This window comes from Tenacibaculum aiptasiae (genome assembly GCF_008806755.1).
GTDB lineage: Bacteria > Bacteroidota > Bacteroidia > Flavobacteriales > Flavobacteriaceae > Polaribacter > Polaribacter aiptasiae.
The window spans coordinates 23,807-37,983 of the sequence record NZ_WAAU01000024.1; the positions used below are offsets into that span (position 1 = coordinate 23,807).

Genomic DNA, 14,177 nt, shown 5'->3' on the forward strand with positions numbered 1-14,177 from the left:
CCATTCATTAGTAATTATGAATGGTTTTTGTATTTATTATTTTCTTTGGAAATAGGTAAAACCAGCATCGGTTCCGCCTCCATTAAGAGCAATCGAAATATTTAAATGAGCCATAGCTTCTAAATGACGTGCATTTTGAATACCTCCAACAACTAAACCTTCAAATCCAATAGTATTAGCTAGTTTTTTTACAACCTCAGCAGCACCTTCATCATCAGAGGCAATAAAAGCTGTAAGTTTATTTCCACTAATTTCTTGTTTACCAGTTTTCATTACGTCGGCAAATATGGTATTAAATGCTTTTACCACTTTACTTTCAGGTAATAACCTAGCGGTTTGCTCTCCCCCACTATCTTCTCCTAAAAATAAAGGAGCCCAATTTTCTATATGAATAGCGTTTGTAATATCTATTACTATTTTTCCTTTTAAAGCTTCCTTGTTTACTAACAACACATTATTCATTGCATTGTATGGAATTGCAAAACAGACTATATCTCCGCTTTCACAAGCTTCTGAAATAGCTATTTGATTTTCTTTTGGATTTGGAGTTGCATACTTTACTTTATAACCAGCATTTGTAAATAATTCTCCTAAGCTCGATGCTACATTTCCTGCACCTATAAAGTTAATTTTCATCTGAATACGTTTTAAATTCTATACAAAATTGTATGTTTGTATGACAATAACCAAACAGTTAGCAACTAACAAAAAGGTAAGTATGAGAAAAAAAACATCAACTAATTTTGAAAATGAAAAGTTTTTGGAATATGATTGCCCATTCATGACAACGTTACGTTTTATTGGTAAGCGATGGAAACCAGCTGTCTTATGGAAAATACATGATGGTAAAGTTAGGTTTAATCAGCTCAAAGAAGCTCTACCTTATATAAGTGATAAAATGTTAGCAAATACAGTAAGTGAATTAGAGGCAGATGGAATTATTGAAAAATTAATTTTTAAAGAAGTTCCTCTTCGTGTTGAATATAAACTTACTAATTTTGGATTTGGAATTTTACCTGTCTTATCTGAAATGAATAAGTGGGGATCTATAACTAAAGAGAACCTGAAACCTTAGTAACAAGCAAATGAATACAAAACCTTTATTAGATTATATTAATAAACATACTTCCTTAACAGCAGAGGAAGAAGATATTCTTAACGCTAAAATTACGTTCAGAAACTATTTAAAAGATCAATATATAGCTCAGCAAGGAGATGTATGTAAAACGGTTAATTTTATAATTTCTGGATGTACCAAAACCTTTTATACCAACCAAGAAGGGCAAGAACATGTTGTAATGTTTTCTATTGAAGATTGGTGGGCTTCTGATTTAGGAAGTTTTATAACTCAAACTCCTTCTGATTTTAATGTTCAATGTATTGAAGCTACTCAGCTTATCCAATTTACTTTTGAAAACCTTGAATATTTATATGCTGAAATTCCAAAATTAGAGCGCGTATTTAGAAAAATAGTAGAACGTGCTTTTGTTGCTTCTCAAAAGAGAATTATTAGAAACTTTAGTCTTTCTGCTAAAGAACGTTATTTAATTTTTAAAGAAACATACCCTAAAATAGAACAACGAGTTCCTCAATATATGATTGCTTCTTACTTAGGTATTACTAAGGAATTTTTAAGTAAAATTAAAAGTCAAATTATTCAAAACCAATAAAAGTTAATCTAGTTTAACATCATTTCATAATCTACTTCATTTTTAGTCTTTTTTATGCTTTAGATATTTGTATCATAATATTTAAACAAAAAAAGATGAATACTTTATTAGAGAAAATCAGCACTGTTAATGATATGATTCTTCAAGGTAAAGCCTTAGAAGCTTTTGATCAATTTTATCATGATGATGTTGTAATGCAAGAAAATAACGATCCAATTGTTGAAGGTAAATCTGCTAACAGACAACGTGAAGAAGAGTTTTTTGCTGCTATTACAGAATTTAGAGCTGCACAACCGTTAAAAGTTACTATTGGAGAAAATACAACTATGGTCGAATGGCATTTTGATTATACTCATAAAGATTGGGGGATTAAAAACTTTACACAAGTTGCCGTTCAAGACTGGAAAGATGGAAAAATAATTAAAGAAAAATTTTATTACAACGCTTAAAAACAATAAAAATGAAAAATACAATTAAAAATATCGGAGCCATAGCATTATTAGCTTTTCTTACATTTTCTTTTACTACTTTAAAAGACACTAAGAAAGATATTAAAATTAAAAACAGTAAAATTGTTTGGAAAGGATACAAAGTTACTGGTTCACATGAAGGAACTATTGCTTTAAAAACGGGTTCTTTAAGCTTTAACAACAATAAATTAACTAGTGGTGAATTCACTATAGATATGACAAGCATTGCTTGTACTGATTTAAATGGTGAATATAAAAATAAGTTAGAAGGGCATTTAAAATCTGATGATTTCTTTGGAGTTAAGAAAAACCCAACTGCAACTTTAGTTTTCAAAAAAGTAAAATCTACAGGAAAGAATTCTTATAAAGTTACTGGTGATTTAACTATTAAAGGCATTACTAAAAAAGTAGATTTTATACTTTCTGTTTATGGAAATAAAGCGAATGCTTCTTTAAAAATAGATAGATCTAAATACAATGTAAAATATGGTTCAACTAGTTTCTTTGACGGATTAAAAGACAAAGCTATTTATGATGAATTTGACTTAGTTGTTGATTTAGAATTTTAATAGAGAAAATTAATAGTTAAGATATAAAAATTTCCCTAAGCTTATACTTAGGGAAATTTATCTTTTACTTTTATCCAAGTCCGTTTTTTAAATTGATAAACTTTATTTCTTTAATCTGCTCTTCTAAAAATGTGATTCCCTTTTTACTTCTTATTCCAGACTTACAATACACAACTACATTTTTTGTTATATCTATTTCTTCAAATCGTTGTTGTAATTCTCCTAGTGGAATATGCTGTCCACCAATATGATGTTGCTCACGCTCCCAATCTTCCCTAACATCTAAAAGATGATACTTTTCAGTATTTTCTTCTAACTCAACTAATGTTATTTCGTTCGCTATTGCTTTAATTCCACAAAAAAAATCATAATCATCTTCTAGTACCGTTACTTTTGACTTTGATGTTTTTTCTAAATTTAAAGTCATCTGACGCATATTTAAAGTATTATACATTAAAAGCTTATTAGCTAATACTTCTCCAATTCCACAAATAATTTTTATTGCTTCATTTGCTTGAAATCCACCTATAATTCCTGGTAATACTCCTAGTACTCCTATTTGTGAACAATTAGGTGATTCTTCTGGTTTTGGTGGTGTAGGATATAAACACCTATAGGTAGCGCTCCCATTATAATTAAATACACTTACTTGCCCCTCAAACTTAAAGATTGCTCCGTATACCAAAGGTTTATTCGTTAGTACTGCTGCATCATTGGTTAAATATCTTGTTGAAAAATTATCACTTCCATCAACAATTACATCATATGCATTAAACATTGAAATTGCATTATCTCTGGTTAACTTTTCTTTATAAACATTAAACTGGATAAATGGATTTAGTTTTGACAATCGTTTTGCAGCACTTTCAGCTTTTGAAAAACCAATATCGTCTATAGTATACAATATTTGACGTTGTAAATTACTTTGATCTACCACATCATCGTCAATTATTCCAATAGTTCCAACTCCTGCTGCTGTTAAATACTGTAGTACTGGACATCCTAAACCTCCTGCTCCTATTACTAAAACTTTGGCTTGTTTTAATTTTAGTTGCCCCTCTAAACCTATCTTATCTAAAATTAGATGACGATTGTATTGTTTTTGTTCTTCTTTGGTAAACATATTTTCTTTTACAGTTAAGCTACTTATCCATGATCTACACTTGAAAATCTACATAAAAGTAATATTAAAACGTATTTGACTAAATCATTTTCAAAACGTTTTATATACAAATCAGTATTTATATTTAATGAAAATAATTTAGCTCTAATAAGCCCAATTTCTTCATTCTTAAAATAGATTTTCATTTTAGGATATAATGAAATTGTGAACCATTTTGACCTAAAGTCGATTACTTGATTTTCTCCAAATATAATTTCATCTTTATTTATCTTTATTATATCCCAGAAATCTTTATCATTAATTTTAATTATCTCATAATAATCAGAATGCTGTTTTACTTCCAATATTAAGTTTTGTTTTCTATCATATACCTTTATGATATCGGAAAAAAACTTTCTACTTACTTTAGAATACATTACCAGTTTATTTTCTAAATAAACTTTTAATCCTGAATTAAATTCTCCAATTATATTATAATTCATTAAATCTAATTCTTTACTCATAAACTGATAATTACTTTATACAAATTGTTCCCAATCCTTCCAAACTACTTCTAATCCTTGTTCTTTTAGCATGGAAACTATTTCTTCTGTGCTTCTTTCGTCTGATATTTCAAACTGTTCTAATGACTGTGGTTCAACACTATAACCTCCTGGGTTGGTTTTAGATTCTGCACTCATAGAGGTAGCTCCTAAATTAACAATATTATTTCTAAATACTTCACTTTCTCTAGTAGACATTGAGAGTTCTAAATCTTCATCTAGTAGCCTAAAAGCACATATTAACTGTACCAAATCTGCATCGGTCATTTCTACCTTTGGTTCTAATCCTCCTGAATGAGGACGTAAACGCGGAAACGATATTGAGTATTTAGTTTTCCAATAGGTTTTCTGCAAATATTTAAGATGTAAGGCAGTAAAAAAACTATCCGCTCTCCAATCTTCTAAGCCAAACAAAGCTCCCAATCCTATTTTATGTATTCCTGCTTTTCCTAAACGATCTGGAGTATCTAATCGATATTCGAAGTTTGATTTTCTCCCTTTTGGATGATGCTTTTTATATTCATCTCTATGATATGTTTCTTGATATACTAAAACTGCATATAAACCACTCTCTATAAGCAACTCATACTCTTCTTGATCTAAAGGCTGTACTTCTATAGTAATGTTTGAAAACTGTGAACGTATTAACTCTATAGCGTTCTTTATGTATTCAACACCAACTGTTCTATTGGCTTCACCTGTTACCAACAATATATGATCGTATCCTTTTTCTTTTAAAAAAGCTACTTCTTTTAATATCTCAGCATCTGTTAAGGTACGGCGCGGAATTTTGTTTGTTAAACTAAAGCCACAATAGGTACATATATTTTGACACTCATTGCTTAAATACATGGGAGCATACATTTGTATGGTATTTCCAAAACGTTTTTTTGTTAGCATACGGCTTTTTTGTGCCATTTGCTCCAAATAAGGCCTTGCCGCTGGTGAAATTAATGCCTTGAAATCTTCCAAATCTAGTTTTTCCTTTGCCAAAGCTCGTTCCACCTCTCCTGCTGTTTTCTCAAAAATGCTTTGAAGGGTAGTATCCCAATTATATTGGTTGAATATGTTTTCAAAAGTTTGTTCTATCACAATTCACTTTTTGTTATTCCATCTTAAACTCTAATGAAATATGTTGTAATTCAATAATTTTTAAAAAATTACTTTGTTAACTCCTTTTTAAACTGTCTTAATTTAAAAAACTTGTCAATGGACTACTTGCTTCTGCTTGTTTCCTTACAGGTGCTAATTTAGCCTCGTAGGCCATTCTTCCTGCTTCTACTGCCATCTTAAATGCTTTTGCCATGGCTACTGGATTTTCTGAAACGGCTATAGCTGTGTTTACTAATACTGCGTCTGCTCCTATTTCCATTGCATGTGCTGCGTGCGATGGTGCTCCTATTCCTGCATCAACTATTACTGGCACATTAGATTGTTCTATAATTATTTCTAAGAACTCTAAGGTTTTTAGTCCTTTGTTACTCCCTATTGGTGCTCCCAATGGCATTACACATTGTGCTCCTACTTCTTCTAATCGTTTACACAAAACAGGGTCTGCGTGTATATAAGGCATAATTACAAAACCTTGCTTTACCAACTCTTCTGCTGCTTTTAAAGTTTCTATTGGATCTGGTAATAAATACCTCGGATCTGGATGTATTTCTAATTTCACCCAATTTGTTTCCAATGCTTCTCTTGACAATTGTGCTGCAAAAACGGCTTCTTTGGCTGTTCTTACTCCTGAAGTATTAGGCAATAAATTTATTCTTGAATGATTTAAATGTGTTAAGATATCGTCATCTTCATTTTGTACATCTACTCTTTTTAACGCTACCGTTATTAATTCACTTTCCGATGCTAATAAAGCTTCTCTCATTAATTGTGACGTACTAAACTTTCCTGTTCCTGTAAATAATCGTGAATTGAAAGTTTTATCTGCTATTTTTAATTCTGTGCTCATAGCTTCTATTTATTATCACCCAATTTATACACCTGTTCATTAGTGCTTGGTGCTTTTAATATTTTATGAAATGCTCCTATTTTGTTGAAGTCTTTAGTTATTTCTCCAGATACTGCAATACCATATACTCCTGTATTTATAATCTCTGGAACATCTTCTATAGTAATTCCCCCTATAGCAATAATTGGAGTTTCTGTTTTTAGTTCTTCTAACAATACTTGATATCCTACAGTTCCTAAAACTGGACTTAAATTCTTTTTAGTTTCTGTAAATCTAAAAGGTCCCAAACCTATATAATCTACTTTCTTTTCTAAAAGTTTCTTACAATCATCTAAAGTATTGGCAGTTCCTCCAATTGTATAGAATTTACCTAAGTAATTACGTGCTTTTAAAGGGCATGTATCTTTCTTTCCTAAATGAACTCCATCAGCATTTACTTCTTTTGCTACTTTATAATAATCGTTTATAATTAGCCTTGTTTGAAAATGCGCTGTTATTTCTCTAGCTTTCTTAGCTGTTTCTAAAATTGTTTTAGGATCTAATTTTTTTAATCGGAGTTGAACCCACTCTGCTCCTGATGAACATGCTCTCTGAATATTTTCTAAATGCTCTTCTGGAGTGCTTCCTTGTGTTATATAGTGTAATTTACTTACCATCTTAGTTATAATTATGAACTCCTAGTAAAGTTTCATTTGAATTTAAAAATTGTTCTGTATACCATTTTGCTTCTTTACAAGCATCTTCCAATGGTTTTTCATTTGCTATGTTAGCTGCTAAGGCTGCTGATAATACACAACCACTACCATGCTTTTGAAAAACAGCAGCTGTGTTTGGAGGAATATTCATTTTTACAATTTTACTGTAATACACTTCATCCCATCCTTTTTTTTCTGTTCTATGACCTCCTTTTAAATAAACATTTGTTTTTTCTGAAATAAAGTCAATTGTTTCCTCTATTGTCTTTTCTGGAAATAATGCTTTTATCTCTTCATAATTTGGAGTAATAAATTCACATTCTTTCAATACGTTTTCAAGTATTTCTAAGTTTTCCTCTGTGTGAAATTTAAAACCTGCACTTGCTTTTAATATAGGATCTAGAATTATTTTTATTGATGGATTTAATTCCTTCAATGTTTGTAATATTTCCAATAGTGTTTCCCACGATTGAACAATTCCAATTTTTGCAACAGGAATAGTAAACCGATCAAAAAGCAATGTTATTTGCTCTAAAATCATTTCCTTTTTAATCCAATTGCAAGCTTTAAAATCAATGTCATTTTGAGCCGTTACTGCAGTACATACAGACAATCCATACAAACCATGAGCTTCAAATGTTTTAATATCTGATGTTATTCCTGCTCCACTTGATGGATCCAAACCTGCTATGGTAAGTATATAGCTTTTTGTATCTTTTTTAATCGACATTTTAAAACTTTAACTTTGAAGTACTCTATTGCTTTGTATTCTCTTCGTAACTACGTTTAATTTCCTTAAAACTCTCTACTGGATTTTCAGCATTCCATACTCCTCCTAAAACTCCTATTCCTTGAAATCCTAAAGTGAGTGTTTTACCAATTGTATTTGCATTTATCCCTCCCATACCTATAATAGTTTTATCTATATGATTTACATCAAAACCTCTTCCCTTATACCCTTTCTTAGATATTGATGAAAATACTGGACTTAATAAATGATAATCAAATTCAATATCACAAGCTGCTAATTCTTCTGGCTCATGAAACGAACTACTCATTGTTTTCCCTATCATATTTAATCCTATAAAATATTCTTTTCCATTTTCTAAAGCGTCTATTCTTTTTTGTTCCTGAAAATGAATCCCTTTTAGGTCAAACTCGTTAATTAACTCATGAAAATAATGCGTTACAATTCTATCATGATATTTCTTATCAATTTGCTTCAAATAACTAACATGTTCTTCATATGTTTTAGATGGTTTTCTAAAATGATAATACATTAATCCTTCTTCAAATAATTGATGTAAGATTTCTATTTCTTTATCTATATCTATTTCCGGTGCTATTAAAACAATCATGATATTGGTTTATTTATTATGAATTACGAATGTACAATTAACTGCTAACTGTACATTCGTATTCAACAAAGATTATAAGTATACTTCCGATCCTTTATCAATAAACTCTTTTGATTTTTCTTGCATACCTTTCTCAAACACTTCATCTCCCTCTACTTTGTTTACAGCTGCAAAATCACGTACTTCTTGTGATATTTTCATAGAACAAAACTTTGGTCCACACATAGAACAGAAATGTGCAATTTTAGCTCCTTCTGCTGGTAGTGTTTCATCATGGTATTCTCTAGCTAACTCTGGATCTAATCCTAAATTAAATTGATCTTCCCATCGGAATTCAAATCGAGCTTTACTTAATGCATCATCTCTATGCTGTGCTCCTGGATGTCCTTTTGCTAAATCTGCCGCATGTGCTGCTAGTTTATAGGTTACTACCCCTGTACGCACATCATCTTTATTTGGTAATCCTAAATGTTCTTTTGGTGTTACATAACATAACATTGCACATCCAAACCAACCAATCATTGCAGCTCCAATACCTGATGTTATGTGGTCATAACCTGGAGCAATATCGGTTGTTAAAGGTCCTAATGTATAAAATGGTGCTTCATCACATGCTTCTAGCTGCTTATCCATATTTGCTTTAATCATGTGCATTGGAACGTGACCTGGTCCTTCTATAAAACACTGTACTTCGTGTTTTCTAGCTATTTGTGTTAACTCTCCTAAAGTTTCTAACTCTGCAAATTGAGCTTCATCATTGGCATCTGCAATTGAACCTGGACGTAATCCATCTCCTAATGAAAAAGCTACATCATAAGTTTTCATTATCTCACAAATTTCTTCAAAATGAGTATATAAAAAGCTCTCTTTATGATGTGCTAAACACCATTTTGCCATTATTGATCCTCCTCTTGATACAATTCCCGTAACACGTTTTGCAGTCATTGGCACATAACGTAAACGTACTCCTGCGTGAATTGTAAAGTAATCAACTCCTTGCTCTGCTTGTTCTATTAAAGTATCTTTAAATATTTCCCAAGTTAAATCTTCTGCAACTCCATTTACTTTTTCTAGTGCTTGGTAAATTGGTACAGTTCCAACTGGTACTGGTGAATTTCTAATAATCCATTCACGTGTTTCATGAATATTCTTCCCTGTAGATAAGTCCATGATATTGTCTGCTCCCCAACGACAAGCCCAAACGGCTTTTTCTACTTCTTCTTCTATAGAAGAGGTTGTTGCTGAATTTCCAATATTGGCATTTATTTTCACCAAGAAATTACGTCCTATAATCATAGGCTCTGCTTCAGGGTGATTTATGTTTGATGGAATTACCGCTCTTCCTCTTGCTACTTCCTCACGTACAAACTCAGCTGTAATTTTTGAAGGAATACTAGCTCCAAAATCTTGACCTGGATGTTGTTTAGTTAACCTAGTCATTTCATCTATTCGTTGATTTTCTCGAATAGCGATGTATTCCATTTCTGGGGTAATTATTCCTTTTTTTGCATAATGTAATTGCGTTACATTTTGCCCTTTCTTTGCTCTCTTAGGTTTGTTTTTTAAATTAAATCGTAAGTGATCTAATTTTTCATTATTCAAACGTTCATTGCAATATTCAGAAGAAAACTCATCTAATTCCTCAACATCTCCTCTGTCTAAAATCCACTGCTCACGAATACGCTCTAATCCATTATGAATATTTATTTCACAATTAGGATCTGTATAAGGTCCAGAAGTATCATAAACTGTTACTGGTTCATTAGGTGTTCTTTTTTTAGTCATTGAGTCTACGGTATCGCTTAACTCAATTTCTCGCATCGCTACTTTTATTTGTGGATGGATTTTACCTTCTACATAAATTTTCTTTGAATTTGGAAACGGCTGTCTTGTTACTCCTTTGCTTGGAGCTGTATCTTTTTTCTTCATACTACTGTTTAATGAATCAAATTAGTTGTTGTTATATATTTTTTATCCTCCTTGAGTTGATTTTATAATTAAAACCTCGTCGTTATTTTGGAGTGTTTCTGAAGTCCAATTTTCTTTTTTTATGACATTATTATTTACAGCCAAAGCAATACCATTAGTTTGAACCTTAAGATTCTCTATTAGTTCTTTTACTGTTAAATTATTTGAAAACTGGTGTTTATTTTCGTTTACTTTAATTAAAATCATATTCAATATTTAAAGTAAACTATAGAAGAATACTCAGTACTGACTTACGTCATGCACTAAATTTTAAGATACTAACTTTTTCCTACGCTGGTGTTAACCATATCAGGTTCTAAGGATATTTCTCAAACTAGTTACCTAGCTACTCCTAAAGCTTACGCTGACAAATGTAAGTAATTATTTTTTATTGAGTTAATCATATTAAAAACTAGCATGATATATTTATAAAATACTCATATATTTTTTATTTACATAAAAGAAATTGACTAAAATAAATAAGGGAAAATATCAATGTATAAAGGGTAAAAACCCCACTTCTACAAAGCTTGTTAGAATTAGTTTTGGTAACCTAATTACAAACTTTATATAATTATGAAAACTGAAACTTTAACAGAAAACCAAACAGTAGTTGGAGGATGGTCTCCATACACAGCTTTAACTCCTGAAGATCGTAAAGTATTTGATGAAGCTATGGCTGGATTAGTAGGGGTTAATTACACTCCAGAAGAAGTTTCTAAGCAAGTCGTTGCTGGAATAAACTATCGTTTTAAATGTGAAGCTTCTGTGCCTCCTTCAATGGCAGTATGGCAAGCTATCGTAGAAATTTATCAACCTTTAGAAGGGAAACCTCACGTTGTTGGTATTATTCGTTTATAATTTTTAAAATTATATCATGTCTACAACAATTCAAAAAGCTATTAATTCAAATACTGAATTAGAAAAACTATCGAATGGAGACATTGGCATCATTGCTGAATATGCTTTTCAAAATCCATATTCTATAAATGGTCCGTTCGGTACAATGGAACTAACACTTTCTAGCGATCATGCTTCAGGTGAAAACATTGCCATAGGTACTATTAAAATTAATACACTATGGGGATTAGGTTCTAGTACGAATCTTCATTTTGATAGTGTTGACAAATTTAATGGAAGTACTGGATATACTTCTATTAATTCAGAAGCAAAAGGTAGTATAACTGTTCGTCCAAATCCTCCGAAATTAATTAGAGCCAAGGTTAACATTTCTTTAGAACCTGGCTTTCATGAAGGTATACTAAGCATTGAAGGTTTTTTTAGCGATTTCCAAATAAAAGCTACCAATATTCATTACGTTAATGAATAATAATTAATTTTGATTTTTATACAAAAAACGAGCCTTATAATAAGGCTCGTTTTATTTATGATTTGTGTGTAAGTAATTAAATTATAACTTTTCTATCGTTTTTGTTACTTCTTCAAGTACTTCAAAAGCTGTTTCTGCCATCTTATTTCCTTTAAAATCAAGCAAAGGATTTATTTCAACAAACTCTAAACAAGCTACTTTTTTACTTTCTAGTAATTGATTTATAATTGCTATCACCTCATGTTGATCGAATCCTTTTGGCACTGGGGTTCCTGTTCCATAAGAAATCATATCACAATCCATAGCATCAACATCAAAAGAAACATAAATTACATCACAATCTGATAATTTTTCTAAAGCTTCTTTTACACAAACTTCTAATCCTCTGTATCGAACCTCGGCAACCATATAGTTTTTGATTCCATACTTATCCATTTGCTTATCCTCAGGTTCTTCTGTATCACGAACTCCAAAAAATACGATATCCTCTGGTAAAACTTTTTGTCCAGGTGTACCAATATTTTTCATTCTATCCCATAATTCAGTAGTTTCTCTGTCTACATCATTTATTTGACAATCTAAATTATCATCAGAAATAGCTGCTGATAATGGCATACCATGAATATTTCCTGAAGGTGATGTATACGGTGAATGTAAATCTCCATGTGCATCAATCCAAACTACTCCTACTCTTTTAGTTGAATTTGCTGCTTTTACTCCACTAATAGTTCCTAAAGCAGATGAGTGATCTCCTGAAATTACAATTGGAAATTTTCCTTCTTGTAAATTTACTTTTACATGATTACTTAATCTTTTACATTGATTAAATACACTGCTTATTCTCTTAGCAAATGAGTTGTTTTCTTTATTGTAAACTGATTCATTTTCTGTAATTACATCTTCAAATTCATAAGAATCAAAATAATTACTATCTCTATTAATAGCTGCTATTTCAACAGCATCAATTCCCATATCAGACCCACGTGTTCCAGCTCCAATATCTGATCTATTTTTGATAATTTTAATTTCTTTCATCATCAATTATATTTAATAAAAAATGTCATCTAAATTTTAAATGACATCTTTTACGATTTTTTATCTTCTGCTAAGTTTTACAAATTCTCTGTGGTTTTCTCCTGTATAAACCTGACGTGGTCTACCAATTGGTTCTTTACCTAAACGCATTTCTCTCCATTGAGCAATCCATCCTGGTAAACGTCCTAAAGCAAACATTACTGTAAACATTTCCACTGGAATTCCCATTGCTCTGTATATAATACCTGAATAGAAATCTACATTTGGATATAATTTACGCTTTACGAAGTATTCATCATTTAAAGCTTCTTGCTCTAATGATTTAGCGATATCTAAAATTGGATCTTCAATTCCTAAATCAGCTAATACTTCATCAGCAGCTACCTTAATAATTTTTGCTCTTGGATCAAAGTTTTTATAAACTCTATGTCCGAATCCCATTAAACGGAAAGGATCGTTTTTATCTTTAGCTTTCGCCATGTATTTCTTAGTATCTCCTCCATCTTGTCTAATCGCTTCTAACATTTCTAATACAGCTTGGTTAGCACCTCCATGTAAAGGTCCCCATAAAGCTGAAATTCCTGCTGATAATGATGCGAATAATCCTGCGTGAGATGACCCTACGATTCTTACTGTAGAAGTAGAACAGTTTTGCTCGTGATCTGCATGTAAAATTAACAACTTATCTAAAGCATCCTTAATTATTGGATTGATTTCATACTCTTCATTAGGTTGCTCAAACATCATTTTCATAACGTTTTCTACATATCCTAATTTTGTAGATCCATAATTTAAAGGTAATCCTTGTTTTTTACGCATTGCCCAAGCAACTAATACTGGGAATTTTGCTAATATTTTTACAATAGCATTATACATCTCTTCTTCTGAATCAACATTCACAGAAGATGGATTAAATGCTACTAAAGCACTTGTTAAAGATGATAACACTCCCATTGGGTGCGCATTCTTAGGGAAAGCCTCAATAATTTTCTTTACGTCTTCGTCAACAATTGCTTTTGAACGAATATCGTTATGAAACTTATCTAGTTGTTCTTTGTTTGGTAACTCTCCAAAAATTAATAAATATGCTACTTCTAAGAAATCAGCTTTTTCAGCTAAATCTTCGATAGCATAACCTCTATAACGTAAAATTCCTTCTTCTCCATTTAAAAATGTAATAGCACTTTGGCAAGAACCTGTATTTTTATATCCTGGATCTATAGTAATAACTCCTCCAGTAGCTCCTCTTAGTGTTTTAATATCAATTGCAGTTTCATTTTCTGTTCCTTTAACTAATGGAAACTCATACGTATTTTCGCCAATTTGTAATTTTGCTATATCTGACATTTTATTTCTTAAAATTTTTATTATTGAAGTGAGTTGCGAAGATACCAATTTTTGTAAGATTTTAAAAATAGGTATTCATAGATTTTTAATATGAAAAAATAGGAACTACT

At 31.1% G+C, this 14,177-nt stretch carries 18 protein-coding genes and 1 riboswitch; of the genes, 6 read left to right on the forward strand and 12 right to left on the reverse strand.

Annotation, left to right across the window (positions count from 1 at the left end; all coding sequences use genetic code 11):
* Positions 1 to 36 precede the first annotated feature (36 nt).
* Positions 37 to 636 carry an NADPH-dependent F420 reductase gene (locus tag F7018_RS11785; RefSeq protein WP_150900271.1) on the reverse strand — a complete coding sequence of 200 codons (600 nt, stop codon included), beginning with the start codon at positions 634 to 636 and terminating at the stop codon, positions 37 to 39.
* A gap of 82 nt (positions 637 to 718) precedes the next feature.
* On the opposite strand from F7018_RS11785, the gene F7018_RS11790 reads away from it, so the two are divergent.
* From F7018_RS11790 to F7018_RS11805, 4 genes are all read left to right on the forward strand, one after another.
* Positions 719 to 1,075, forward strand: a complete 357-nt coding sequence (locus tag F7018_RS11790) for a winged helix-turn-helix transcriptional regulator (RefSeq protein ID WP_217701377.1) — start codon at positions 719 to 721, stop codon at positions 1,073 to 1,075.
* Positions 1,076 to 1,085: 10 nt separating this feature from the next.
* A complete protein-coding gene (locus tag F7018_RS11795) occupies positions 1,086 to 1,670 on the forward strand; it encodes a Crp/Fnr family transcriptional regulator (RefSeq protein ID WP_150900272.1) in 585 nt (194 codons plus the stop codon).
* 95 nt (positions 1,671 to 1,765) lie between these two features.
* Positions 1,766 to 2,119, forward strand: a complete 354-nt coding sequence (locus tag F7018_RS11800; RefSeq protein ID WP_150900273.1) for a nuclear transport factor 2 family protein — start codon at positions 1,766 to 1,768, stop codon at positions 2,117 to 2,119.
* A gap of 11 nt (positions 2,120 to 2,130) precedes the next feature.
* Positions 2,131 to 2,709: a YceI family protein gene (locus tag F7018_RS11805; protein ID WP_150900274.1), complete on the forward strand. Its 579-nt coding sequence runs from the start codon at positions 2,131 to 2,133 to the stop codon at positions 2,707 to 2,709.
* Positions 2,710 to 2,779: 70 nt separating this feature from the next.
* Here the strand turns inward: F7018_RS11805 and moeB are convergent, their stop codons facing one another.
* The 9 genes from moeB to thiS all read right to left on the reverse strand — a co-directional run bounded on the left by moeB (position 2,780) and on the right by thiS (position 10,562).
* Entirely contained in the window at positions 2,780 to 3,832 is a 1,053-nt protein-coding gene (gene moeB, locus F7018_RS11810) for a HesA/MoeB/ThiF family protein (protein WP_150900275.1), read from the reverse strand.
* Positions 3,833 to 3,855: 23 nt separating this feature from the next.
* On the reverse strand, positions 3,856 to 4,335 hold the full coding sequence (locus F7018_RS11815; RefSeq protein ID WP_150900276.1) for a hypothetical protein: 480 nt from the start codon (positions 4,333 to 4,335) through the stop codon (positions 3,856 to 3,858).
* A 15-nt stretch (positions 4,336 to 4,350) separates the two neighbouring features.
* Positions 4,351 to 5,463 carry a 2-iminoacetate synthase ThiH gene (gene thiH / locus F7018_RS11820; protein ID WP_150900540.1) on the reverse strand — a complete coding sequence of 371 codons (1,113 nt, stop codon included), beginning with the start codon at positions 5,461 to 5,463 and terminating at the stop codon, positions 4,351 to 4,353.
* Positions 5,464 to 5,563: 100 nt separating this feature from the next.
* The gene (locus F7018_RS11825; protein WP_150900277.1) at positions 5,564 to 6,334 is read right to left on the reverse strand and encodes a thiazole synthase; all 771 of its coding nucleotides are present in this window, start codon (positions 6,332 to 6,334) and stop codon (positions 5,564 to 5,566) included.
* 5 nt (positions 6,335 to 6,339) lie between these two features.
* Positions 6,340 to 6,990 (reverse strand): thiamine phosphate synthase, encoded by a 651-nt coding sequence (gene thiE, locus F7018_RS11830; RefSeq protein WP_150900278.1) that lies wholly within the window; start codon positions 6,988 to 6,990, stop codon positions 6,340 to 6,342.
* 1 nt (position 6,991) lies between these two features.
* The gene (locus tag F7018_RS11835; RefSeq protein WP_150900279.1) at positions 6,992 to 7,759 is read right to left on the reverse strand and encodes a hydroxymethylpyrimidine/phosphomethylpyrimidine kinase; all 768 of its coding nucleotides are present in this window, start codon (positions 7,757 to 7,759) and stop codon (positions 6,992 to 6,994) included.
* 25 nt (positions 7,760 to 7,784) lie between these two features.
* Entirely contained in the window at positions 7,785 to 8,387 is a 603-nt protein-coding gene (locus F7018_RS11840; RefSeq protein WP_150900280.1) for a thiamine phosphate synthase, read from the reverse strand.
* Between the two features lie 72 nt (positions 8,388 to 8,459).
* The gene (gene thiC, locus F7018_RS11845; RefSeq protein ID WP_150900281.1) at positions 8,460 to 10,316 is read right to left on the reverse strand and encodes a phosphomethylpyrimidine synthase ThiC; all 1,857 of its coding nucleotides are present in this window, start codon (positions 10,314 to 10,316) and stop codon (positions 8,460 to 8,462) included.
* A 42-nt stretch (positions 10,317 to 10,358) separates the two neighbouring features.
* On the reverse strand, positions 10,359 to 10,562 hold the full coding sequence (gene thiS / locus F7018_RS11850) for a sulfur carrier protein ThiS (RefSeq protein WP_150900282.1): 204 nt from the start codon (positions 10,560 to 10,562) through the stop codon (positions 10,359 to 10,361).
* A gap of 62 nt (positions 10,563 to 10,624) precedes the next feature.
* Positions 10,625 to 10,719: riboswitch (TPP riboswitch) on the reverse strand.
* A gap of 212 nt (positions 10,720 to 10,931) precedes the next feature.
* Between thiS and F7018_RS11855 the strand changes: the two genes are divergently transcribed.
* Positions 10,932 to 11,216: a hypothetical protein gene (locus F7018_RS11855; RefSeq protein ID WP_150900283.1), complete on the forward strand. Its 285-nt coding sequence runs from the start codon at positions 10,932 to 10,934 to the stop codon at positions 11,214 to 11,216.
* A 16-nt stretch (positions 11,217 to 11,232) separates the two neighbouring features.
* Complete coding sequence (locus tag F7018_RS11860) at positions 11,233 to 11,685, forward strand: hypothetical protein (RefSeq protein WP_150900284.1); 453 nt, start codon at positions 11,233 to 11,235, stop codon at positions 11,683 to 11,685.
* Positions 11,686 to 11,766: 81 nt separating this feature from the next.
* On the opposite strand, the gene F7018_RS11865 is transcribed toward F7018_RS11860, so the two are convergent.
* Positions 11,767 to 12,720 (reverse strand): arginase, encoded by a 954-nt coding sequence (locus F7018_RS11865; RefSeq protein ID WP_246175171.1) that lies wholly within the window; start codon positions 12,718 to 12,720, stop codon positions 11,767 to 11,769.
* A 60-nt stretch (positions 12,721 to 12,780) separates the two neighbouring features.
* Positions 12,781 to 14,067, reverse strand: a complete 1,287-nt coding sequence (locus F7018_RS11870) for a citrate synthase (RefSeq protein ID WP_150900286.1) — start codon at positions 14,065 to 14,067, stop codon at positions 12,781 to 12,783.
* Positions 14,068 to 14,177 lie beyond the last annotated feature (110 nt).